The organism is Litorivivens lipolytica (assembly GCF_014191715.1).
Classification (GTDB): Bacteria; Pseudomonadota; Gammaproteobacteria; order Pseudomonadales; family Spongiibacteraceae; genus Litorivivens; species Litorivivens lipolytica.
Map to the genome: position 1 here is coordinate 1,505,942 of NZ_JACHWY010000001.1, position 23,102 is coordinate 1,529,043.

General features: G+C 56.0%; 19 protein-coding genes and 3 tRNA genes. 18 read left to right on the forward strand and 4 right to left on the reverse strand.

Annotated elements, in window-relative coordinates:
* The first annotated feature begins 69 nt into the window (after window positions 1-69).
* The 18 genes from FHR99_RS06930 to FHR99_RS07015 all read left to right on the forward strand — a co-directional run bounded on the left by FHR99_RS06930 (window position 70) and on the right by FHR99_RS07015 (window position 16,002).
* Complete coding sequence (locus tag FHR99_RS06930; protein ID WP_183409780.1) at window positions 70-1,821, forward strand: tetratricopeptide repeat protein; 1,752 nt, start codon at window positions 70-72, stop codon at window positions 1,819-1,821.
* Window positions 1,818-2,369: a lipoprotein insertase outer membrane protein LolB gene (lolB, locus tag FHR99_RS06935; protein WP_183409781.1), complete on the forward strand. Its 552-nt coding sequence runs from the start codon at window positions 1,818-1,820 to the stop codon at window positions 2,367-2,369. The genes FHR99_RS06930 and lolB overlap by 4 nt, the downstream gene beginning before the upstream one ends.
* Window positions 2,366-3,205, forward strand: coding sequence for a 4-(cytidine 5'-diphospho)-2-C-methyl-D-erythritol kinase (gene ispE / locus FHR99_RS06940; RefSeq protein WP_183409782.1), 840 nt, complete (start codon window positions 2,366-2,368; stop codon window positions 3,203-3,205). Before lolB ends, ispE begins: the two co-directional genes overlap by 4 nt.
* Window positions 3,206-3,215: 10 nt before the next feature.
* Window positions 3,216-3,290, forward strand: a tRNA-Gln gene (locus tag FHR99_RS06945).
* A 336-nt stretch (window positions 3,291-3,626) separates the two neighbouring features.
* Complete coding sequence (locus FHR99_RS06950) at window positions 3,627-4,571, forward strand: ribose-phosphate diphosphokinase (protein WP_183409783.1); 945 nt, start codon at window positions 3,627-3,629, stop codon at window positions 4,569-4,571.
* 92 nt (window positions 4,572-4,663) lie between these two features.
* Window positions 4,664-5,317: a 50S ribosomal protein L25/general stress protein Ctc gene (locus tag FHR99_RS06955; RefSeq protein WP_183409784.1), complete on the forward strand. Its 654-nt coding sequence runs from the start codon at window positions 4,664-4,666 to the stop codon at window positions 5,315-5,317.
* A 12-nt stretch (window positions 5,318-5,329) separates the two neighbouring features.
* A complete protein-coding gene (gene pth, locus FHR99_RS06960; protein WP_183409785.1) occupies window positions 5,330-5,914 on the forward strand; it encodes an aminoacyl-tRNA hydrolase in 585 nt (194 codons plus the stop codon).
* 2 nt (window positions 5,915-5,916) lie between these two features.
* The gene (gene ychF, locus FHR99_RS06965; protein WP_183409786.1) at window positions 5,917-7,008 is read left to right on the forward strand and encodes a redox-regulated ATPase YchF; all 1,092 of its coding nucleotides are present in this window, start codon (window positions 5,917-5,919) and stop codon (window positions 7,006-7,008) included.
* Window positions 7,009-7,068: 60 nt separating this feature from the next.
* A tRNA-Met gene (locus tag FHR99_RS06970) sits at window positions 7,069-7,145 on the forward strand.
* A 257-nt stretch (window positions 7,146-7,402) separates the two neighbouring features.
* The gene (locus FHR99_RS06975) at window positions 7,403-7,966 is read left to right on the forward strand and encodes an outer membrane beta-barrel protein (protein WP_183409787.1); all 564 of its coding nucleotides are present in this window, start codon (window positions 7,403-7,405) and stop codon (window positions 7,964-7,966) included.
* Between the two features lie 47 nt (window positions 7,967-8,013).
* Window positions 8,014-8,742 (forward strand): carboxy-S-adenosyl-L-methionine synthase CmoA, encoded by a 729-nt coding sequence (gene cmoA, locus FHR99_RS06980; protein ID WP_183409788.1) that lies wholly within the window; start codon window positions 8,014-8,016, stop codon window positions 8,740-8,742.
* Window positions 8,739-9,704: a tRNA 5-methoxyuridine(34)/uridine 5-oxyacetic acid(34) synthase CmoB gene (cmoB, locus tag FHR99_RS06985; protein ID WP_183409789.1), complete on the forward strand. Its 966-nt coding sequence runs from the start codon at window positions 8,739-8,741 to the stop codon at window positions 9,702-9,704. The genes cmoA and cmoB overlap by 4 nt, the downstream gene beginning before the upstream one ends.
* A gap of 181 nt (window positions 9,705-9,885) precedes the next feature.
* Entirely contained in the window at window positions 9,886-11,418 is a 1,533-nt protein-coding gene (locus tag FHR99_RS06990; protein WP_183409790.1) for a DUF1631 family protein, read from the forward strand.
* Between the two features lie 127 nt (window positions 11,419-11,545).
* Entirely contained in the window at window positions 11,546-12,805 is a 1,260-nt protein-coding gene (locus tag FHR99_RS06995; RefSeq protein WP_183410200.1) for an aspartate aminotransferase type Ic, read from the forward strand.
* 152 nt (window positions 12,806-12,957) lie between these two features.
* A complete protein-coding gene (locus FHR99_RS07000) occupies window positions 12,958-13,746 on the forward strand; it encodes an SDR family NAD(P)-dependent oxidoreductase (RefSeq protein WP_183409791.1) in 789 nt (262 codons plus the stop codon).
* Between the two features lie 272 nt (window positions 13,747-14,018).
* Window positions 14,019-15,275: a two-component system response regulator gene (locus FHR99_RS07005; RefSeq protein ID WP_183409792.1), complete on the forward strand. Its 1,257-nt coding sequence runs from the start codon at window positions 14,019-14,021 to the stop codon at window positions 15,273-15,275.
* The gene (locus tag FHR99_RS07010) at window positions 15,272-15,643 is read left to right on the forward strand and encodes a response regulator (RefSeq protein WP_183409793.1); all 372 of its coding nucleotides are present in this window, start codon (window positions 15,272-15,274) and stop codon (window positions 15,641-15,643) included. Before FHR99_RS07005 ends, FHR99_RS07010 begins: the two co-directional genes overlap by 4 nt.
* 23 nt (window positions 15,644-15,666) lie before the next feature.
* Window positions 15,667-16,002, forward strand: a complete 336-nt coding sequence (locus tag FHR99_RS07015; protein WP_183409794.1) for an Hpt domain-containing protein — start codon at window positions 15,667-15,669, stop codon at window positions 16,000-16,002.
* A gap of 48 nt (window positions 16,003-16,050) precedes the next feature.
* Here FHR99_RS07015 and FHR99_RS07020 read toward each other — a convergent pair whose 3' ends face one another.
* The 4 genes from FHR99_RS07020 to FHR99_RS07035 form a co-directional block, all read right to left on the reverse strand.
* The gene (locus FHR99_RS07020) at window positions 16,051-18,522 is read right to left on the reverse strand and encodes a TonB-dependent receptor (protein ID WP_183409795.1); all 2,472 of its coding nucleotides are present in this window, start codon (window positions 18,520-18,522) and stop codon (window positions 16,051-16,053) included.
* A gap of 219 nt (window positions 18,523-18,741) precedes the next feature.
* Window positions 18,742-18,818: transfer RNA gene (locus tag FHR99_RS07025), tRNA-Arg, on the reverse strand.
* 127 nt (window positions 18,819-18,945) lie between these two features.
* The gene (locus FHR99_RS07030) at window positions 18,946-21,378 is read right to left on the reverse strand and encodes a TonB-dependent receptor (protein WP_183409796.1); all 2,433 of its coding nucleotides are present in this window, start codon (window positions 21,376-21,378) and stop codon (window positions 18,946-18,948) included.
* A 248-nt stretch (window positions 21,379-21,626) separates the two neighbouring features.
* A complete protein-coding gene (locus tag FHR99_RS07035) occupies window positions 21,627-23,096 on the reverse strand; it encodes a RimK family protein (protein WP_183409797.1) in 1,470 nt (489 codons plus the stop codon).
* Between the last annotated feature and the right edge of the window lie 6 nt (window positions 23,097-23,102).

The following is a 23,102-nucleotide window of genomic DNA, read 5'->3' on the forward strand; positions in this document are numbered from 1 at the left end:
CACTCCATCCTTTCTGCCGGCAAACGCTGCCCTACGCCGCTCGATAGAGGCCGTGCTAGAATTTAAGACATGAGACGTACAAAACCCTATTTTTACCGCCTGCTGCAACTGAGTATTCCCGCAGCCATGCTGGTTCTCGCAGCCTGCAGCACGACGCCGGAGCAAACCGGCCTTGAACCGGCTCAGGCCGATGAGCCGGAGACCGGGCTCGTCACCATCGTAAAACCCTTCCCTGAGAACAGTTTTCATGACCTGCTGGTGGCAGAATTCGCCATTCGCCGTCAGCAGTACGACCTCGCCCTGCAACTGTATATGAAGCAGGCCAAACAGACCGGTGACCTCGGGGTGATCGCGACGGCCGCTCGCCTCTCACAGTTTGTGAATAACGAGGCCGCCGCCCTGCAATCCACCGCCCACTGGCTGACTCTGAAACCCGATGCAGCCGAGGCGCATTTTATCCGCGCCACGGCACTGGCACGCTCGCGCCGCCCGCTCGAAGCCCTGCAACATATGGAAGCGGTCATCGGCAGCGACCAGGAAAGCAACTTCGCTACACTGGCGGCCAGCGCTCTAGCCCAATCGGAAATGGATCAGCAGGCGTTTGAAACTGCCATTCGCGATCTGCTGGAACGCCACCCCGACAACCTCAACCTGAAAACCGGCGTCGCCCTCACTCTGCAATACCGAAATCAGGAAGAGGAGGCCCTACGACTGATACGCGAAGTCCTGACCGCCGACCCCAGCAATATGCACGCCCTGCTTATAGAGACACGCGTACTGCAGCAACTTGGTCGGATCAACGAAGCGATCGACCGGCTGCGCTTTGCAGTCGATGAGTACCCCTACCACAAACGCCTGCGTCTGAATCTGGCACAGCTGCTGACGCGCAGTGATATTTTTCAGGCCAAAGCCCAATACACCGTGCTGCACAACCAACACCCTGAAGACGACGCGATCCGCCTGGCACTGGCGTTAGTAAATCGCGAAATCGGCGATTATGAGTCCGCCAAGGAACTGCTCCGCGACCTGCTTGCGCGCAGTGATCAACGCGACAACGCCCATTATTTTCTCGGCCGCATTGCCGAACAGGAAGAAGCGTGGGATGCGGCAATGGATCACTACCGACAGGTCAGCGGCGGGGATCAGTTAATTGCGGCCCTGACCCGGCTCGCGGTGCTGCGCAGCGAACAGGACGGCTTGCCTCAGGCGCGAGCCGATCTGGCGGCTGCCCGCCTGCGATTCCCCGACCAGGATATTCAAATCTACCTGATTGAGTCCGATCTGCTGTTTGAACACCGCCTGTATAAAGAAGGCTTCGCCCTGCTTAGCGGTGCACTGAAGCGGCACCCGGATAACACCAATGTGCTGTATGCACGCTCCCTGTTCAGCGAGCGCCAGAAAAACGTCGCCCTGATGGAGCAGGATCTGCGTCAGATTCTGAGCAATGACCCGGATAACGCCACCGCGCTTAATGCTCTGGGTTATTCGCTTGCGATTCTGACAGATCGCCTGAACGAGGCGCAGACGCTGGTCAGTAAAGCCCTGAAACTGCGCCCGGATGACCCCGCAATTCAGGACAGCTATGGCTGGATCGCCTTTCGACTGGGCGATCTGGAAGTCGCCGAAAACTATTTGAGCCGGGCCTTTTCCCAATCCAAAGATCATGAGATTGCCGCTCACTTGGGCGAAGTGCTGTGGCGCCTTGGCCGACGGGAACAGGCCATCTCGGTCTGGCAGCAGGGGCTTAACAACAAGCCCTCAAGCACTATCATTGAGGAAACCCTGCAACGCCTGCAGGTCAACTTGCCGGATTCCGAATGAAGCCTCTTTTACTTCTCGTCGCCGCCACCGTGCTCGCGGCCTGCAGCACCACACCCGACAGCCAGCCAACGGATACCGACTCCGCCCACTGGTCGGTCAGTGGCAAAGTGGGCATCTGGGCCAACGGCGAGCGCGAAACCGCCAACTTTGACTGGCAGAACTGCGCCCAGCGCTACCGCATACGCTTGAGCGGGCCCCTCGGCATGGGAGCGGCGATTATTGAAGGCAACGACCAGGAAGTCAGTCTGCAGCGCGGCGGCGAAGCCACCGTGTATGCCGACACCCCGGAAGAACTCCTGGCCGCCCTCGGCTGGATCATGCCAGTCTCTGCCCTGCGCTACTGGCTGCACGGCGATCCCGACCCCCGTGCGCCCTCACGCCAACTCACCTCCAGCAACAACTACCCCAGTCTGGAGCAACATGGCTGGCTGGTGGAATATGCCGCCGGCGACCTGCTGCCAACCAAGGTGAATATGACCCACCACAGTGCCCGCCTGAAATGGCTGCTGCGCGACTGGCAAACCTTTGAGACCTGCCCCCTGTCATGACACTGAGCCTGCTGGCGCCAGCCAAACTGAATCTCTGCCTGAAAATCACCGGCCGCCGGGATGACGGCTACCACCTACTGCAGAGCCTGTTTCAATTGCTGGATGCAGGGGACACCCTGCATTTTGCAGTGCGCAACGATGCCAGAATCGTGCTCCACACACCGTTTGACGGGGTTCCATCCGAAGACAATTTAATTGTTCGTGCCGCCACAGCCTTACAGCGTGCGAGTGACAGCAAGCTGGGCGTAGACATTCACTGCGACAAACGCCTGCCCATGGGCGGCGGCATCGGTGGCGGCAGTTCCAATGCCGCCACCACCCTGCTGGCACTCAATAAGCTTTGGCAGACGGGATTCAATGACGACGAACTCAGCGCCATCGGGCTCGACCTCGGCGCCGATGTGCCGGTTTTTGTGCGCGGTCGCACTGCCTGGGCAGAAGGTGTCGGCGAGGAACTCACGCCCGTTGAAATGCCGGAAGAATGGTTTGTCGTCATTCACCCCGGCGTCAGTGTGTCGACCCGAGAAATTTTTTCGCACCAGGAATTGACACGTAACAGTCGACCCATCAGAATAGCGGCCTTTCTTGAGCAGGGTGCCGGAAATGACTGCGAAAACGTGGTCAAAAGCCTGTATCCAGAGGTCAAAAACGCCCTCGATTGGCTAAACCAATTCGCCCCCGCTCAACTAACAGGCACCGGTTCGTGCTTGTTTGCCCGGTTCGCTGATGAAGCATCAGCAAGAGACGTTTTCTCAAGTAGACCGGCCAGTTACAGCGGTTTTGTAGCACGCGGCGTCAACGTTTCGCCAAGTCATACGGCCCTGAACCAGATTTAACCAGTTTTGCTGGGGCGTCGCCAAGCGGCAAGGCAACGGGTTTTGATCCCGTCATTCGGAGGTTCGAATCCTCCCGCCCCAGCCATTACTCGGAAAGACCGCACAAGTCTGCGGTTTATTGCGCACTTGGCAAAATCCTCCCCGGCGGGGGGGGGTTCGAACCGAAAGAGGTTCGACCAACTGTGCAACAGTTGGGACAAGGAGCGACAGCGACGCAGCCCGCCTCCTGACGCTACCCACCCAACCTTACCGACATCGTTCTATATAGTGATGTAGCTGCAACCGCAGCTATTTTTCGTTCAGGCCCCGCGATTTTTCCGGCGGCGTGATAGCTGTCAGGGCTCAGGGCAGAGCCTTGGGGAATTTAACGCCGCATGTGTTTCCATACTCCAGGCGATCAGAAAGACAGGACCGCAAAACCGTGTCAAAAATGATGATCTTCACCGGGAATGCCAACCCGGAACTGGCCCGCAAAGTCGTAGACCACCTGCACATCCCGCTGGGTGATGCCACCGTCGACAAGTTCAGCGACGGCGAAATTATGGTGGAAATCAACGAGAACGTACGCGGCGCCGACGTCTTTATTCTCCAGCCAACCTGCGCTCCCACCAACGACAACCTGATGGAAGTCGCGGTGATGGCCGATGCCCTGCACCGCGCCTCCGCCGGCCGCATCACAGCGGTATTGCCCTACTTCGGTTACGCCCGCCAGGATCGCCGAGTGCGTTCGCAGCGCGTACCGATCAGCGCCAAGGTCGTCGCCGATATTCTGAGCCGCGTAGGTATCAACCGCGTACTGACTGTTGATCTGCACGCGGAACAGATTCAGGGCTTTTTCGATATCCCGGTGGATAACGTCTACGGCTCTCCGGTACTGCTGGACGATATCGCCAAGCAGTTCCATGCCGATGCCATGGTGGTTTCTCCTGACATCGGCGGTGTGGTGCGCGCCCGCGCCATTGCCAAACAACTTAATGACGCCGACTTGGCAATTATCGACAAGCGCCGCCCCAAGGCCAACGAAACTCAAGTGATGCACATTATCGGTGAAGTCAAAGACCGCACCTGCATCATGGTCGATGACATGGTCGACACCGCCGGCACCCTGTGCAAAGCCGCCGGCGCACTGAAAGCCAACGGCGCCGCCAAGGTTGTGGCCTACTGTACTCACCCTGTGCTGTCTGGCAAGGCGGTAGAAAACATTGAGAATTCCGAACTGGACGAGCTGGTGGTTACTGACACCATCCCGCTCAGCCCGGAAGCGAAAGCCTGCACACGAATTCGACAGCTCACCCTGTCGTCGCTGCTCGCGGAATCCATCCGCCGGGTCAGCAATGAAGAGTCCATCAGCGCGCTGTTCCGCTAAATCCCAGCAACAGGCACTGACGGACATTTAAAAATCCGCTGTCAAACCGGTCGCAGGTAAGACAGTGAATCGCCCACATCGGAGGACATACGATGAGCGAATATACTCTGAACGCAAAAGTGCGTCAGGACGCGGGGAAAGGTGCGAGCCGCCGCCTGCGTCGTCTGGCGAATGAAGTTCCAGCCATTGTTTACGGTGGCAAAAAAGATCCGATGAACATCTCTGTTCTGCAAAAGGATCTGATCAAGGATCTGGAAGACGAGTCTTTCTACACCAGCCTGATCACTCTGGAAATCGACGGTGCCGGCTCTGAGCAGGTTGTACTGAAAGACCTTCAGCGCCACCCTTCCAAGGCCCAGATCACTCACGCTGACTTTCTGCGTGTTGATGCCACCACCAAGATCACCATGCGTGTTCCGCTGCACTTCATCAACGAAGAGAAGTGCCACGGCGTGAAAATGCAGGGCGGTATCGTGGCCCACGCCATGACCGAGCTGGAAGTAACCTGTCTGCCGAAAGACCTGCCCGAATTCATCGAAGTTGACATGCTCAACGTCGAAGTCGGCCAGACTCTGCACATCTCTGACCTGACATTGCCCGAAGGCGTTGAGAGCGTTGCTCTGTCGCACGGCGAAGATCACGACCTGCCGGTTGCCAACGTGGTAACTCCACGTGGCGGCGTCCAGGAAGACGACGCTGCTGAGGAAGGTGGCGACGACGCAGCCGAAGAGAAGTCTGAAGACTAATTCTCTTCTGCGATGGCAATTCAACTCATAGCCGGCCTGGGCAACCCGGGCCGGGAATATGAAGAGACACGCCACAACGCCGGAGCCTGGCTGGTTGAAGAACTGGCAAGGCAATCCGGCGTTGCGCTATCTGGCGAAAGCCGATTTAACGCCCGCACTGCAAAAATCCGCCTTGGCGGCAGCGATATTCGTCTGCTGATCCCCTCGGTGTATATGAACCTCAGCGGTCAGGCGGTTGGCAACATTATCAATTTCTTCAAGATACCCCTCGACGAGGTACTCATCGTCCACGACGAGCTGGATATCGAGCCCGGCACTGCGCGCCTGAAAACCGGCGGCGGCATCGGCGGGCACAACGGCCTGCGCGATATTGTAAAAGCGCTGGGCAACCAGAAAGACTTTCACCGCCTGCGCATTGGCATCGGCCACCCCGGCCACGCCAGCAAGGTCTCCGGCTATGTACTGAACAAACCCAGCCAGGACGATCGCGAGCGCATTATGGCGGCTATCGACGAATCCCTGCGCATATTGCCCGATGTCATCGCCGGCGATATGAGCAAAGCCATGAACCGGCTACACACTTTCAAGGAATCCTAAGCATGGGTTTTAACTGCGGCATTGTTGGCCTTCCCAATGTGGGCAAATCCACCCTGTTTAACGCGCTGACACAGGCGGGTATCGACGCGGAGAACTTCCCCTTTTGCACTATCGAGCCCAACTCCGGCATCGTTGCCGTACCTGATCCGCGTCTGAAGGCAATTCAGGACATCGTTAAACCGGAAAAAGTGATTCCGGCAACGATGGAGTTTGTAGATATCGCCGGTCTGGTGGCGGGCGCCTCCAAAGGTGAAGGCCTCGGCAACCAGTTCCTCGCCAACATCCGCGAAACGGACGCCATCGCCCACGTAGTCCGCTGCTTTGACAACGACAACGTCATTCATGTGGCGAACAAAGTAAACCCCGCCGAAGATATTGACGTAATCAACACCGAACTGGCACTGGCCGACCTTGAAAGCGTCGAGAAACAACTGCAAAAAGTGGTTCGCACCGCCAAGAGCGGCGACAAGGAAGCCATTGCCATGAAGGCGGTACTGGAAAAGCTCCAGCCCCACCTCGACGAAGGCAAGCCGGTTCGCTCTCTGACACTGAACGACAATGAAAAAGCACTGGTGAAACAGCTCCACCTGCTGACCACCAAGCCCACCATGTATATCGCTAACGTTAACGAGGATGGTTTCGAAAACAATCCCTACCTCGATGCCGTACGCGAAATCGCCGCCGCTGAAAACGCCGTGGTTGTTCCTATCTGCAACAAGCTGGAAGCCGAAATCGCCGAGCTTGAAGACGACGAGAAAGCTGAATTCCTCGCCGATCTCGGCATGGAAGAGCCAGGCCTCGACCGCGTGATCCATGCCGGCTATCAGTTGCTCGGCCTGCACACCTATCTCACTGCCGGCCCCAAGGAAGTCCGTGCCTGGACTATCCCCGTCGGCGCCACCGCCCCCCAGGCCGCCGGCAAAATCCATACAGATTTTGAAAAAGGCTTTATCCGAGCCGAAGTCATCGCCTACGACGACTACATCCAGTACAAGGGTGAGCAAGGCGCGAAGGACGCTGGTAAGTGGCGACTGGAAGGCAAGGACTACATCGTCAAAGACGGCGACGTGGTGCATTTCCGATTTAACGTGTAAAAGCGCCCCTGTTCAGCTTGACAAACCACCGTCAGCCCAGGAAAATGCGCGCCTCTTTGCGGCAAGGTAGCTCAGTTGGTTAGAGCACAACACTCATAATGTTGGGGTCGGCGGTTCGAATCCGCCCCTTGCTACCAGACATAAAAAAACCCACCCTCGCGGTGGGTTTTTTATGTCTGGTGCATTGTGGCCGGACGAGAACCGCCGAAGCGGTTCGACCAAATGCGACCATAGGAGCATTTAGAACGAGCGCAGCGAGCCCGCAGGGTCACAACAGCCCAAAGGCTGTTGTGATTCATCCGCCCCGCCAAACTCGCCACAATCTCCAGACATCGCCACCTCCAGATTTTTCCGCTATTCTTCCCACACAAAAATAGCCCCCGGATTGTTCACAGTGAAAAAAGCCCTAACTCTCTTCACCCTGCTTTTCACCAATGCCGCCTTCGCCTCAGAGCCCTTCGACTATATCGACCTCGCCTACTCTCAACAAAACACCGACTGGCACAACTACACAGATAGCAGCTCAGCGACTGTCAAAACTGGAGTATCGGCAGGGGACTACGTGCAATTTCGCGCTCGCTACCACGACGGAAACGTGCAAATGCCTCCGAACGTCCAACAAGAAACCTGGACGGCGTACGGCGTTGGATTTCGTTATCCCGTTTCCGAATCACTGTGGCTTTACATCGGCGGCGATCACAACGAACTTGAACTTCGTAACCGACCGACCGAGCGAGGCTGGTACAACTATGTCGGCGCACGCTATCAAGCAACACCTCAGTGGCAATTTGCTTTGGAAGCAGGCGAAACCGACGTGGTCTTCAGAGACACCACCTTCGTCGTAGAAACCGTCTACAACTTCCACTCCTCCCTCGGTCTCTCAGCCACCCTGCGCGACTACGACGATCTCGATCTGACCGAATACGAAATCGGTTTGCGCTGGTTCTTCCGAAACTGAACGCTATGCTGTGCTAAAATCGCGGCGTGTTAAACCGCGCCGCTGTCATGACTGATTCACGAGACAACATCTACGCCACCCCGCGCGAAGCCATTGATCGCTTTGCCTTTGACGACCGGGTGGCTGCCGTATTTCCCGATATGATCCAGCGCTCGGTGCCCGGCTACAGCACCATTGTCGCCATGACCGGGGTAATGGCCGATCGCTATGCCAAAGCAGGAACCCGCTGCTACGATCTCGGCTGCTCACTAGGCGCCAGCAGCTTTTCCATGGCCCAATATCTGGGTGATCGAAATTGCACCATTGTCGCGGTCGATAACTCCGAAGCCATGCTGACACGACTGACAGAACGGCTGCAGGATTTCCCGGTGACGGTAGACGCGGTCTGCGCCGACATTCGCGATATTGCGATAGAAAATGCCTCGGTCGTCGTGCTGAACTTCACCCTCCAGTTCCTTGAGCCAGAAACCCGTGACACACTGCTCGACGCCATCTATCAAGGCATGGTGCCCGGCGGAGTGCTAATCCTCTCTGAGAAAATTCGTTTCGCCGATGACCACTTGCAGGAACTGAACACTGACCTTCATCACGCATTCAAGAAGTCCAACGGCTACAGCGATCTGGAAATCGCCCAGAAACGCAGCGCACTGGAAAACGTACTGCAACCGGAAACCATAGATACCCACGAACAGCGACTGGCCCGCGCTGGCTTCAGCAGCGTAGACGTCTGGTTTCAGTGCTTTAACTTCGCTTCGCTGGTGGCCATAAAGTCGTGAATTTTGATGCATTCCTCTCCGGCTTTCGCGGCACAGCGCTGGAACCCTGGCTCGCGACTATTGAGGCCGATATCGAGGCAGGCCTCAGCCTGAAGCGATACGGCGATCTGCCCCGCTGGCTGGAAAGCCTGCACGCGCTACCAGAACTCAAACCAAGCCTAATAAATCTGGACAGCGATACGATCACTGTCGACGGCCCGACCAACGAAACACAGCAGCAACAGATCGAACAGGCCCTGCGCGGTCTGCACCCCTGGCGCAAAGGCCCCTTTCAGGTTTTCGATACCTTTATTGATACCGAGTGGCGCTCCGACTGGAAATGGCAGCGTCTGGCCCCTCATATTGCGCCGCTGGAAGGGCGCACTGTACTAGACGTGGGCTGCGGCAGCGGCTATCACTGCTGGCGCATGCGGGGTGCAGGCGCGGACTTGGTGTTGGGCATCGATCCGACGCCGCTATTTATTGTGCAGTTCCAAGCCCTACAGCACTTCATTCAGGACCAGCGTGTGGGCGTACTGCCACTCGGCATTGAACACGTGCCGGCCGGACTCAAGGCATTTGATACCGTTTTTTCCATGGGCATTCTCTACCACCGTCGCTCGCCCATCGACCACCTGCTGCAACTTCGCGACACGCTTCGCGCCGGCGGCGAGCTGGTACTGGAAACACTTGTCATCGATGGCGGTCCTAGCGACTGCCTGGTCCCGGAAGGGCGCTACGCGCGGATGGGCAATGTTTGGTTCCTGCCCAGCACCGATATGCTGGAACTGTGGCTCAGAAAAACCGGCTTCAAGAACGTGCGAACCGTCGACGTTACCACTACCAGCACCGACGAACAGCGCCGCACCGGCTGGATGCAATTTCACTCACTGGCGCAATTTATTAACTCTGAGCAGCCAGAGCTAACTATCGAAGGGTATCCCGCCCCCAAGCGCGCCATCGTGTTAGCAGAAGCTCCCTAAGATATAGCCTAATACGCAAAATTTATGCCCTGCATCACACTTTAAGAGCTTGTTTGCCGAATTTGGGACCATTTAAAACTTTACAGTGTCAATTTGATCAAAGTATGATCAAGGCAGCACCACTAATAATTTCGCATTGTGTCACACAACGGATTGTGACTCTGAAGCCGGAGATCAGGCTATGCAAGTTGCTGGGGGGCATGCATCGCTGGAATCCTTTCATCTGCAAGTGGCTCAGTGGGTAGAAAGGCATATTTCACCTTGTGTGGATGCTCTATCGCAAAAATTGCTCGATAAGGCCATGAGCAATTCAAATCGTGAAACCGCCCTGATGTTTTTCAAGCACCATAAGTACCTTGAAAATCACAGCGGGAAGATTTCCGCGTCTTTCCAACATCTGCTCAGCAAAGCCCTGTTTGGCGAAGACACCTCTGTTGCCGTCATTCCTGCGCAACGAACCTCTCCCGACTTCAAGACCCTACTCAGCGCGACCAGCTACGACGATGATCTGTATTCATTCTGTTTGGTTCTCCGCCCCGAGGTTCTCACCACCTTGTTTCAGCGGGCCTTTAATCTGATCGATCCGGCCCAACCAGCGAGTCAGACCGCCCGCAGCGTGTTCGACGCTGAATTCAACAGCCAGCTCGACTCTCTGTACGCCGCTCTTAGTAAACTGATCGACTCCCCTGACACGTCGAATATTGACCGTCGCGCCAATATCGAAGCCTGGATTCAGCATCTCGAGACCAAGCTGCGAAACCCGGCTATCGACGCGTCCACACGCTCCATGACCCAGAAGCGACTTGAGGAACTGAGGTCCAAGCTGAATGATCTGGATTCGCTAAGTCAATCGGCCCGACAATTCCGTGATCGCTGGCTCCATCCGCACGATGAACTTGAGCACAAGGTGTACAGCGACGACGAGTTACTGTCTGACGTCGACAAGCTATTCCAGCCCCTCAATACGATGGAGCACGTACCCCGCTCGCTGCAAAAGCTGTCGGAACGGATTCGCCCTATCGTAGACAGCGTCGCACTCAGTGACCGCAACCTTTTCATGCAAGCCCTGCATCCGGCCAAGCAGCTGATTCATCAAGTCACAGCGACAGTTGCCCAGTGGGTAGAAAGCTCGCCCGATCAGCGTCGGCAAATGCTGATCAACGTCAAGCAGTCCATCGACACCGGCATTACGCTGGACAATGGCCATCGCGGTGACCGCACCTTGCTGAAAGCCTTGCATCAGGAATTGACCGATTATCTGGCCTACCAGATGCATAGAGTGGACAGCGAAAACCAGCCAGAGGCCAACACGGCTTCAACCACGACTGATCCGATCGATCAGGTCAACGCCCTGCTCGACGAAAAACTCCATAACGCCGGAGATGTCCCACCGCTGCTATACAAGCTGATCTATTCCCTATGGAATCGCGTCATCGCAAAAATCTGGCTCGAATACGGCCGTGAAGGCATAGCCACCCAGCAGGCGCTCTCACTGGTAGACGATATTCTCTGGTATCTCCACTGCGACGACGAAAAGCTCATTCACACCAATACCGATTTCCTCGGCCAGCAAATCGAGCGCGACCTGTTGAATGGCCTCAAACTGATCGACTTTGACCAAGACAAAGGCATCGAGCTGATTTCCAGCCTGCGCCAGCTTCGCGAGCGCCTGCAGCAACAGAGCCGGCGAACCGCGCTATCAGCCGGTCTATAAGCCATTCAGCTTACTGACCGCACACCTCCTTCATATTTTTCTCTCCCTGAATTGCGTATAATTGGCCGCCGACAACCGGCCAGCGCCATTGATCTTTTGCGGAAGGGGATTTGTTTTGCACGCCAACATGAATGCTGAAGAACTACGCAGTCTCGAGAGCCAGCTCAGCGAGCAATTTGACGCCATCAAGCAACGTGGCCTCAACCTTGACCTCACGCGCGGCAAACCCAGCACCGATCAATTGAATCTTTCCAATGGTCTGCTCGCTGACATCAGCGAGAAAGCGCTGAAAGACCCCAACCTGCGCAACTACGGCGGCCTACTGGGCATTCCCGAAGCGCGTGACCTTTTCTCTCAAGTCATCGGCGTCAAACCTGAAGAAACACTGGTCGGTGGCAATAGCAGCCTGACCCTGATGTATTTCGCCGCTCACTTCGCCATGCATCTCGGTGTCGATGGCCCGGATTCAGCGTGGATGAAGGAAGGCTCTATCAAGATGCTGGCCCCGGTTCCCGGCTACGACCGCCACTTCAGCGTGTCCGAGACCCTCGGTATTGAACTGATCCCAGTGGCCTTGATGGATGACGGTCCCGACATGGATGAAGTTGAGCGCCTCGTCAAAGCCGACCCGAAGATCAAGGGCATCTGGTGTGTGCCTCGTTTTAGCAACCCCACCGGACATGTTTACAGCGACGCCGTTGTTGAGCGCTTTGCCCAGCTCGGCAAAATCGCGGGGCCCAACTTCCGAATTTTCTGGGACAACGCTTACGCGCTGCATTTTCTGAGTGAAAACGCCCCCCAGCTCGGCAATATCATGGATGCCTGCCGTAAAGCTGGCACCGAAGACAGCGTGTATATTTTTGGCTCCACCTCCAAGATCACCTTTGCCGGCGCCGGCGTCGCCTTTATGGGCATGTCAGAGCGCAACCTGGCCAACTTCAGCAAACATCTGGGCATGACCCAAATAGGCCCGGACAAAATTAACCAGCTCCGTCATGTCGCGTTTTTCAGAACCTACGACAATCTGGTCGCGCACATGAAGCAACACGCCGACATGCTCAAACCCCGATTTGATGCAGTCTTGAGAGGTCTCGAGAACGGCTTGAGCGGCACCGGTGCGGGTGAGTGGATCACGCCAGAAGGCGGGTACTTTATCTCGTTTAACACGCTGCCCGGGCTCGCCACCGAGGTTGTCGCCATGGCGGCCGATGCCGGCGTTAAACTGACCCCGGCTGGTGCGACCTACCCCTACGGTAAGGACCCGGACAACAAGAACATTCGTATTGCTCCCAGTGTACCCAGCGTGGCAGACATCGAAGCAGCGACGGATGTGTTCGTCACTTGCGTCAAACTCGCAACCGTCCGCCACTGGCTGAAAAGCGCCTGACCTCATTGCAGCCGCTGCCCCGCACAGCGGCTGCAACCCCACCTTATTACTCCGCCTTTCTGGACAGCCTGTAATCTGCCCCTGATTGACTCCTCACGCTACGCTCAATAAGTTTGTCGACATCCAATAACACACTGACAAGAGCATCTATCATGCAGATCGATTTTTCCGGCAAAGCCTATTTAGTCACCGGCGGCGCCTCTGGCATTGGCGCCGCGACCGTGCGCTATATCGCCGAACACGCTGGGCAGGCCGTTATCGCAGACATCAATACCGAAGCGGGCGAGGCGCTGGTCGCCGAGTTTCCCGAGCAGCTCCGCTTCCACCACACTGACGTTACCGAACTGACGCAGTTAGAAGCCGCCTGCGCGCTGGGAGCCGATGCCTTTGGCGGACTCGACGGCGCCGTGAATAGCGCCGGACTAGGCAGCCTCGGCACCACCACCGATATGCCACTGGAAGAGTGGCACAAAGTGATCAACATCGATCTGCACGGTGTTTTCTACGCCTGCCGAGCGATAATCCCGCACCTGCGTCAACGTGGTGGTGGCAATATCGTCAATATCGCCTCACTCAGCGGTGTGCGCGGTGACCATGGCTTCGCCGCCTATAACGCCGCCAAAGCTGCGGTGATCAATTACACTCGCACGCTGGCACTCGATCACGGCCCCGAAAATATTCGCGCCGTTGCCGTGTGCCCAGGCTTTATCGAAACGCCGCTAACCGCCATTCCCGGATCCATCGATGCAGTTCGCAAGGATTGGCTCGATGCGATCGCGCTGGGTCGCGCCGGGCAACCCGAAGATGTCGCCCTCCTCACCGCTTTTTTATTGTCGCCAGCAGCGAGTTATATCACAGGCACCGAGATCGTGATTGACGGTGGCATGGGCAGCAGCAACAACCAACCCAATCTCCCCAAACTGTTCGGCACTATGGGCTAATCCGCAGAAAGTAGGCAAAACTCGCTTTGCCTACACAGAATTTACAGAATGTGAACCGCTTCTAACGACTTCTGTTGGCTGCACACTAAATCTCGATTAAATGTGAATATTACCTCCCCACAGCAACAGAATGTCGCCTATTAGTTACGTTACACTCCAACTTAATCAGTTATTCAGCTTTGGTAGCGGGAAGGCAGACCATATAAACTACAATAAGCCACGCGCGCTTAAGCCCACGGATTTAGGGTCAGCAAACGGGGCGAGGTGCCTGAATGATGGGAATCGCAATGCGTGAAGTGAAGTATCCCAGCGGAACGACCATCGATAAAGCTCGTGTGCTAATAGTAGAAGACGACGATTTTCAGCGAAAAATCATCACCCGCCAATTGCAAAGCAATCAGCTTGAGGTTCTCGAAGCGGGCGACGGCGCAGAAGCGCTACACATTATTAGACATTCGGGCCATGCAGTAGACTTCATACTGTGTGACCTCGATATGCCGACGATGGATGGGATGGAGTTCATTCGCAACCTGAGCGATAACAACTTACTGATACCCATCGCCTTAATGAGTGCACGCGAAATTCGAGTCATCCACTCTGTAGAGCTAATGTGTGAAGCCTTCACGATGCCCACACTCGGCTCCTTCCAAAAACCCCTGTCACAAAAGCAGCTTGATTCCATTACACGGCAAGCCAAAGTCCTGGCGATCAGCGCCCAATCAGCACCATCAACCGAAGACGCTGCCTTCAGCGTAAGCCAAGTGCTGAGTGCTATTGAGCGTGGAGAAATCATTCCGTTCTTCCAACCCAAATTTTGCCTTCGGGATAACCGCATAGTGGGAGCCGAGGCGCTGGCACGCTGGCAACACCCAACCAACGGCTTTATTCCGCCCGACAGTTTTATCGGCCTGCTTGAACAAAGTGGCAACATTGACCAGCTGACGCTTTCAATACTGGAGCAGTCGTGCCAGATCGCCGCAGGATGGTACCAACAGGGTTATAACATTTGTCTCGCCGTCAATCTTTCTACCGTTTCTCTGCAGAACAAAGCCTTGTCTGAGCGCATCTGTAGCATCGTGGAAGCCTCTGGCCTACCTAATTCCGCAGTCACGCTGGAAGTCACAGAATCGGCCGCCATCGCCAATCTGGGTTATGCACTGGAAAATCTCACTCGGTTGCGTATGCGTGGCTTTGGCATCTCGATTGATGATTTTGGGACCGGTTTTGCAAGTATGGAGCAACTGCGCCGCATTGCACTCACGGAACTGAAGATAGATCGCAGTTTTGTGTCTACCATGCTGGAAGAAAAAGAGAGCTTCGCGATTGTCCAAAGCAGCATCGAAATCGCCAACCGACTCAACCTGACCACCGTCGCCGAGGGCGTTGAAACTGAAGAACAGAGAGCCATGCTAAGTGCCGCCACCTGCCACCACGCCCAAGGTTACCTGTTCTCCAAGCCACTACCGGCCGACGAGTTTGAAAAGCTCCTGCAAAATATCGAGCCCAGTACGGAGAACAACCCAGCGTGACACAACGCATACTTATCGCCGAAGATGACGAGGTCAACCAGAACATTCTGATGCGCCAACTCAAGCGCTTTGGCTACAGCGCCGACCTCGCGGAAGATGGCAGCAAGGCATTGGCGCTCTGGAAGGAGCAGGCCTACGATCTGGTTATTACCGATTTGCATATGCCTAATATGGATGGCTACGATTTGTGCAAGGCCATCCGTGAGCTGGAAAAAACGGACAATAGGCCGCGCACCGCCGTCGTCATGCTGACCGCAAATGCTTTCGGCGAAGCGCAGAACGACATCCAGGCCTCAGGCATTGATGACTTTCTCACCAAACCGCTGCGTCTTCCCGAGATCAAACAAGCGCTTGAGAAATGGCTGTAACAGCCGATAAAGCAAACACGCCAATGGATTTTGACCCATCGGTACTCAATGAAATCCTGCCGGACTGCCCCGACCTGCAGGCAGAAACGCTGCAGGACTACCTGCAGGTGCTCGACTGCGGCTTAACCGAGCTTGATCGCGGGCTGAGTGATATCGCACTAGCCGACGTTGTCAGAAGCAGTCACCGCCTGAAAGGTGCCAGTCAATCCGTGGGCGCTATGGCGGTGGCTGCACTCTGCCAAGAGATTGAGGCAGCAGGGCGAGCCAACGATAGTAGCCGTTTCGCCGACTTTCGCACGCAACTGCCAGCCTGCGCCCAAGCACTACAAAAAATAATACGCGAAAACCTCAGCGCATAAAAAAGGCCGCTCGAAAGCGGCCTCTATGAGCTTTCAACCTCACCCAGCTCAATAACCCCAGCGGTAGATCAGATCGAGGCCGTAACTGCGCGGCTCACCAAACATAACCGAACGCCCCGCCTGCGGCAGGTTGTGCACGTTGTTGATGCTGTACTCTTCATCCAGCAGGTTCTTGCTCCACAGCGCCATATCCAGTACACCGTCAAACAAGCTAAGATCGTAGAGTCCGAGACGTGCATTCAGCACAGCAAAATCATCCTGTCGATCCGCATCGAAGGTCGCAAACTCTTCGCGACCACCGCCGTTGCGCTCATCGGTAAAGGAGTAGGTTGCATTAAAACCCAGACGCTGACCGTAACCGCCCGTCCAGAGCGTCCAGTCTACCGCCGCCGTATAGGCGTGCTGAGGGGCTGAATCAAACACAAAACCATCGTCAACCTCACCCGACAGCGGGTTGCGGCTCGGCTCGATCGAGTCATCCAAGTAGGCGTAGTTCAGCACCAGAATCAGGTTTTCAGAAACCAGCCAGGTGGTGTCCATTTCAAAACCCTTGAGGGTGGACTCACCGGCGTTAGCTACCGTGGTATCGCTAACCGCATTGGGCACGGAAAAGTTCAGCTGCTGATCTTCAAACTTCTGTTGGAATACGTTGGCATTTAACTGCACCCGATTTTCAAACAGGCGTGATTTCAAACCTAGCTCGTAGGCGATAACTTTCTCCGGATCAAAACCATTGATAAAGCGCTCCGCACCACCGTCATTAATCGGCTCCCGCGTGTTAAAACCGCCGCTTTTATAAGCCTCATTGCGCTTGGCATAGAGATTAATGGAATCAGTTGCCTCAAACTCCGCAATCACACTGTAGGAAAAATCCTCAAAGTCGCGATCACCGACAATGTCGTAAAACACTTCTGACAACTGTGTTGCCGCGTCATTGTTATCGCGATCGGTATTGTCACCATCACCGGGAATGACCACAAAGGTAATCTGGCGCCGGAATGAACGGGCATAGCGCGAATCTTCCGAGTGGCGCAAACCAAGAGTCAGGTTCAGCCGATCTTCCAGTACAGGCGGCCGCCAGCTCAGTTGAGCAAAGGCTGCACGCGCCTCGTTCTCAATGTCATAGCGAGCTTGCGTCATCACCTCAATGCGATTTCCCGTGTTGTCACCGCTCTCATCACTGCCCAAGGGACCAGACAGCAAGTGACCGATTTCACCCGGGCTCTGACGCGCTTCTTCCTCGAAGTAGTACAAACCGGCAATATAGCTCACCCGGTCCTCAAACAAGGTGCCCGAGAACTGTAGTTCATGAGAAAGCTGCTCTTGATCGATATCGGGGGTAAAACCGTCGTAGTAAACACTTCGCCCCACACACACCGGCGAACAGATAGCCGCAGCGCCGGGCGTCGGCGCAATGGGGAAGCCAAGAATCGGATCATTGTCCAGGCGGTATCCATCACTGCGAGCACCGGTTGCCAGTACGGTAGGTGTGGCGTCGTACAAATCACGTTGTGCCGCAATATATTTAATTTCCAGTGAGTCACTGACACTCCAGCTCAGCGTCAGCTGATGACCGGAAATATCGTTTTCGGCCTCGATGAGCGGAATCGCAGAAAAGATTTCATCCGGACGATCTCCGCTCAGGTTGAAATCATAGAACTGGCGCGCACCCGAATTAATCAGGTTGGTAAACGCGATACCCGAGTTACCATTCGGGTTGGGGATGGGGTCAGAGGGCCGGATGTGAGAATAGGTCATGTTGGTATTGGTGACCTCTGCCTTGTCGTAGGCATAATCCAGCCGGACGGAATCGTTAATATCCCACCCGAAATCAAAGCGGTAGCCGGTAGTGTCCGAATCACCAAAATCGCCGCCCAAACCGGTATTCTCGATGTAACCATCCACCTGCTTGGTCAGGTAAGCAAACTTGACAGCAGCACCCTGCCACAGCGGCAGATTGGCCATCGTCCGGCTGTTGAACAGATCGCGGTCACCAAAGGTCAGGCTCTGTTTGAACTGTAGCTCATCCGGGTTCGGCCGGCGAGTAATCAGATTGACTGCGCCGCCGGTCGAGTTGCGGCCGTACAGCGTACCCTGCGGGCCCCGCAGTACTTCAATTCGCTGCAAATCGGCAATTTCTGTGGCCAGCGACGAAGACCGCGCGATGTAGGCACCATCGATATACACGCCCACAGGAGGATCCTGAGTAATCTGGGCGTCAATCAAGCCGATGCCGCGGATGTAAATGCGCAAGGTGGTGGTATTGATGGGAAAGGGCTGAATATTCAGGGCAGGCACATTATTGGCTAGGTCACCGACATTACCAATGCCCTCTCGCTCCAGTGCCTCTTCACCGAAGGCGTCCAGCGCGATCGGGGTATCCTGTAGCGATTCCTCTTTTTTCTGGGCCGTAACAACGACTTCCTCCAGCACCAGGTTTTTCTGCTGCGCCAACACAGCGGGCGCAAGCAAACCCAGCGCCAGCAGCCAGGGTTTACGGAGTATCTTTATGGACTTCATGCTTCAAACATCTCCTGCCATGGGTTCGTTCTTATTGGATGAGTTCTTTGATGGCTAGGGAGCGTACCGAAAGGGTGTAAACAGGAAAACGACGGAAATTGTCAGATTCATGCGCATTTCCGTTCAGGCACAATGGGCAAGCGGGGGGCGGCCTGTAGGCTAGACAAGCCATACAAACAAAAAGGCCCCGCTCTTGCGAGCGGGGCCTTTTTGTTTGTATGGCGCGCCTGGCACGATTCGAACGTGCGACCGCCTGGTTCGTAGCCAGGTACTCTATCCAGCTGAGCTACAGGCGCTTTGGGGCATTTCTGCCGAGGCGCGTACTATAGGGAAGCGCCCCCTGAGTGTCAACCGCCCCGACGCGAATTTGTGGTTTTTCAGGTGCTTGAGCCTGATTTAGAACGCTTTTTGAACAAGCTCGCCTCAGTAGTTCAGCGCCAGTGTCAGGCCGTAAGTCTGGGGCATACCGGTAATCCGGTATTTAATGTCGCCGACCCCCTGATGGACGCTGTTCACCACGTACTCATTGAGGATGTTTTTGCCCCACAGGGTCAGCATCCAGTCGTTGGTGATGCGGCCAAAACGAATGCGGGCATTGGTGACGCCGTAGTCCGGGTGAGCGAATATGGGGTCGCCCTCGATACTGGAATTGGTCTCATCCACGTAGTGGTAGTCCACGCCAAGGCCCAGCTCATACTGATCCCACACGGGCAGGCTGTAATCCGCCGTCAGGGAGTAAGACAGCTTGGGCGAGTAGTTGAACTCACGCCCCGCCAGGTTGACCTCTTCCCCCTGATTATTAATCGCCTGAAATTCCCTGATCTCGGTTTCAAGATAGGCAATGGCGCCGGCCAGATACAGGCCATTCACCGGTGTCAGAGTAAAATCCAACTCGACGCCTTTTACTCTGGACTTGGGCGCATTGCGCAGGGCTGGCAGCGGACCAAAGACCGCATCATTAAAACGGGACAACAGCTGCTTGTCGCGGTAGCGGTAATAGAAGATGGCGCTGTTGATGTGGGCCTTGCGATCCCAGACATCAACCTTGGCACCCAATTCGTAGGCATCCACCTGCTCCTGTTTTACGGCTTCCAGCTGAGCGTGATCAGAGGTCTGGAACAGGGGGAAGGAACCGGATTTGAAGCCGCGGGTATAGGACGTGTACAGCAGGGCCTCGTCGGCGGGCGTCCAGTCCAATACAGCGCGGTACGACAGGCTGGTCTCTTCCAAGGTCTCTTCGTAGGCCCCCACTTCACCGCCTTCGCCTACGCTGAAGCAACCGTTGATATCGACGGTTTCAGGTGTTGTGCCGGCTTCGGCCGCGCGCTGGGTCGCCAGTGACTGGAATAAAACGTACATACCGCTTGTCGGTTCCTTCGCACCCGAGCAACCAGAGAAATAGCGCTCTTCTTCGGTGTAGCGTGCACCCACAACCAATTTAAGCGTCTCCGCAAACTGCCATTCAACGTTGGCATAGGGTGCGCGAGATTCGTAATCCAATTCGGCGACCGAAAAGTAGTACTCGGTGCCGAGCAGGCTCTGCTCCACCACCGGCGCCGGGAAAACTACACTGGCCGTGCCACTCATGATCAAGTGCAGGTACTCGTCGACCTCGTCGCGCGGCGTGCTGTGGTAGCCGAGCAGCCAGCGCAGGCTTTCGCTGTCGTTGCTGCCGCTCAGGCGGGCCTCAAAGTCCACCACCTCCATGACAACATCAACGCCCAACTCCGCATGACGCTGATTGAAGGCTCCGGTCGGGATTTCAGAATCGTCGCTGACAAGCTCGGTATAGGAGCCCAGCAGATCGAGTTGCAGGTTCTCGCTGATATACCAACGGCTCTGCAAGGAGATTTGCTCAAAGGTTTCATCCAGCTGGAAGTCCATCGGTCGACCATCGGAGCGCACACAGTCCGGGTGGCCGCTGCACCACTCGGCGGAACGGTTATTTTCTGTATCGCGGCTCACGTAGGGGTAGTCACGCACACTATCGGCAACCAGCGGGGAATTCTCATCCTCGGCGTACGGATTCTGGGGCACCAGCGCGATAGGCTGGCCGGCCTGCGCGTCGCTGCGATCGCGCCAGCGCGACCCGACCAGATAGAAACTCAGTGCTGCGCTGGGCTCCCATTCCAGCGCAAGCCGGAAAGCGCTTCGATCCTGCTGACCATGCTCGCGGGATTTGTCGGTATTGCTGTATTGCCAGCCCTCTTCCCGCTCGATATCCCGCGCCGCCAACCGGTAGTTAAAGCCGTCAAACAGCGGCCCACTGACAAAACCTTCAATGTCACGAGTTTCAAAGCGGCTGAAGGTGCTCGTCAGGCCCGCGCTCAACTCGGTGGTCGGCTTGTTGGCAATAAAGTTAATGGCCCCGCCGGTGGTACTGCGACCAAACAGGGTGCCCTGCGGGCCTTTAAGCACTTCGACTTGTTCAACATCGAAGATAGCGCCTTTAGACATGATGGAATACGGCAGGTTGACCTCGTCCAGATACACCGCCGTGGTCGGTGTGGCGAAATAGCTGCTGTCGGTAAAGCCAACACCGCGCAGGGTATACACCGGTGCGCCCTGCCCGCCTTCTGAAACCACCAGCCCCGGCACAATGCCACCGAGCTCACGCGCGTCGGCCACTCCCAGCGTTTTCAGTTGCTCACCGGAGAGAGCCGTCACCGCAATCGGCACGTCGCGCACATCCTCTTCGCGACGTTGAGCGCGAACGACGACTTCTTCGACTACCAGTCTGCTGCGAAAACCACCCTGACGATCGGGATCAGCCGCGCTCTGGCCGTAAGCTGCGCCGGCCACCAGTAGGCTAGTGAGCGCCAACGCGCTGCCAAGGGAATGAGGTCGAAAAGACAATGCACCGCTTCCTGCTTATTAAAAGTGCGCGCATTGTAGTGAAAGGTGGCACAAATGAACATTTGCGACATAGGCTGCTGCACGCTGAACCGCGCCAGTGGTGTAAACAAAAACCAGGGCTTGGCACCGCCAGGCCAGCTAACCCAAAGAAAATAAAGAGGTTTTTCGCAAGGCTGAAGAGGCACAGGCCGGCAGTACAGCGCAGCGCTATGCCCTTTGGTTATAAATTAGAACAAATCTGTCCAAGCCTACTTGCGACGACGGTCTTCCAGGCGACGCAGAAACTCTTCCATAAAGGAGGTGTAGAGCTGATTGCCGAGGTATTGATCCTCGACCCCGGAATCGATACTGGGGTTGTCGTTAACCTCGATCACCGCCACCCGGTTGCCCGCCTGCTTCAGATCTACCCCGTAAAAACCATCGCCGATCAGTTTGCAGGCCGCCAGCGCGGCGTCCACAACCGCACGCGGGGCTTCGAAGGTGGGCATGGCGTCAAAGCCGCCGGATTTCACACTGCTGTCGGCACCGTGTTTATAGATCTGCCAGTGGTTTTTCACCATGTAGTATCGGCAGGCATAGAGGGGTTTGTTGTTGATCACTCCAATGCGCCAGTCGTATTCGGTGTACATATATTCCTGTACCAGCAGCAGGGCCGAGCTTTTCAGCAGCATGCCGCCCTGCTCTTCCAGCTCCTGACGGTTGGCGACTTTCACCACACCTCGGGAAAAAGAACCGTCCGGCACTTTCAGCACCAACGGAAATTCCATGTCGGCCAGCTTTTCCGCCAGCACTGGCGCGTCACTCTTGTGCAGGATGCGGGTCTGAGGCGTGGGAATATTCTGCTTGTTCAGCAGCTCCGCCAGATACACCTTATTGGTACAGCGCAGGATCGAGGTGGGATCGTCGATAACCACCATGCCTTCGGCCTCCGCCTTTTTGGCAAAGCGATAGGTGTGGTGACCCACTGAGGTGGTCTCGCGGATAAACAGCCCATCGTATTCCGGGATGCGCATGTAATCGCGCGGCGTGATCAGCTCAGTCGCAATACCCAGCTCTTCACCGGCCTTGATAAATTTCTTCAAGGCGACTTTGTCGCTGGGCGGCATATCCTCTTCCGGGTTGGCGAGAATCGCCAGGTCATAACGAAAGCGCTTGCCCGCACGCGGCTTGCGCCACAGCTTGTTACTGAAGCGTTCAAAGGCGTTGGCAAACGCCTCCTGCTCTTCACTGTCCTTCAAGTCGCGCAGCGAAATGGGGCGAATGCGCTCGATTTCCCAGTGTTTGTCGAATTCCAGTGACACCTCCATCAAGGGGCAGGGAAAGCGCTCAAACAGGTTCTTGGCCAGCGGCGCAAATTCCGGGCGCAGACATTCGCCAAACCAGATACGCACTTTCATTTCTTTCTTGTCACCGGCCGGCAATTTTCGCAGCGAAGGGTCGATACCATCGAGCTGGATATCAGACAGCGAGCGGGAGCGAAAATCGCTTAAGGTTCGCACCGAAGGAAAGGCGTGATGACCGCGGGCCTCTGCCAGCAGAGCGCAGTACCAGGCACTGCCGAGGTATTTGTAATTACGGCACAGATTGACCACCCGCACTCTTTCTGCCGCACGGCTGCCGACCTCACCAAGGTAGTCCTCAAAGGTAATCACATCCTGACTGGGGTAGTAGGGTGACCAGTCGGAAAGGTCGTCGACAACAACATAAAAACGGGGCATGAACAC

Bases quoted from the DNA above. Each gene is read 5' to 3' on its own strand.
- FHR99_RS06990 (WP_183409790.1), top strand. From the start codon at position 9,886: ATGCAAGTTGCTGGGGGGCATGCATCGCTGGAATCCTTTCATCTGCAA.
- lolB (WP_183409781.1), top strand. From the start codon at position 1,818: ATGAAGCCTCTTTTACTTCTCGTCGCCGCCACCGTGCTCGCGGCCTGC.
- FHR99_RS06955 (WP_183409784.1), top strand. From the start codon at position 4,664: ATGAGCGAATATACTCTGAACGCAAAAGTGCGTCAGGACGCGGGGAAA.
- ispE (WP_183409782.1), top strand. From the start codon at position 2,366: ATGACACTGAGCCTGCTGGCGCCAGCCAAACTGAATCTCTGCCTGAAA.
- pth (WP_183409785.1), top strand. From the start codon at position 5,330: ATGGCAATTCAACTCATAGCCGGCCTGGGCAACCCGGGCCGGGAATAT.
- ychF (WP_183409786.1), top strand. From the start codon at position 5,917: ATGGGTTTTAACTGCGGCATTGTTGGCCTTCCCAATGTGGGCAAATCC.
- FHR99_RS07005 (WP_183409792.1), top strand. From the start codon at position 14,019: ATGATGGGAATCGCAATGCGTGAAGTGAAGTATCCCAGCGGAACGACC.
- FHR99_RS06930 (WP_183409780.1), top strand. From the start codon at position 70: ATGAGACGTACAAAACCCTATTTTTACCGCCTGCTGCAACTGAGTATT.
- FHR99_RS07020 (WP_183409795.1), bottom strand. From the start codon at position 18,522: ATGAAGTCCATAAAGATACTCCGTAAACCCTGGCTGCTGGCGCTGGGT.
- FHR99_RS06995 (WP_183410200.1), top strand. From the start codon at position 11,546: ATGAATGCTGAAGAACTACGCAGTCTCGAGAGCCAGCTCAGCGAGCAA.
- FHR99_RS07035 (WP_183409797.1), bottom strand. From the start codon at position 23,096: ATGCCCCGTTTTTATGTTGTTGTCGACGACCTTTCCGACTGGTCACCC.
- FHR99_RS07000 (WP_183409791.1), top strand. From the start codon at position 12,958: ATGCAGATCGATTTTTCCGGCAAAGCCTATTTAGTCACCGGCGGCGCC.
- cmoA (WP_183409788.1), top strand. From the start codon at position 8,014: ATGACTGATTCACGAGACAACATCTACGCCACCCCGCGCGAAGCCATT.
- FHR99_RS07015 (WP_183409794.1), top strand. From the start codon at position 15,667: ATGGATTTTGACCCATCGGTACTCAATGAAATCCTGCCGGACTGCCCC.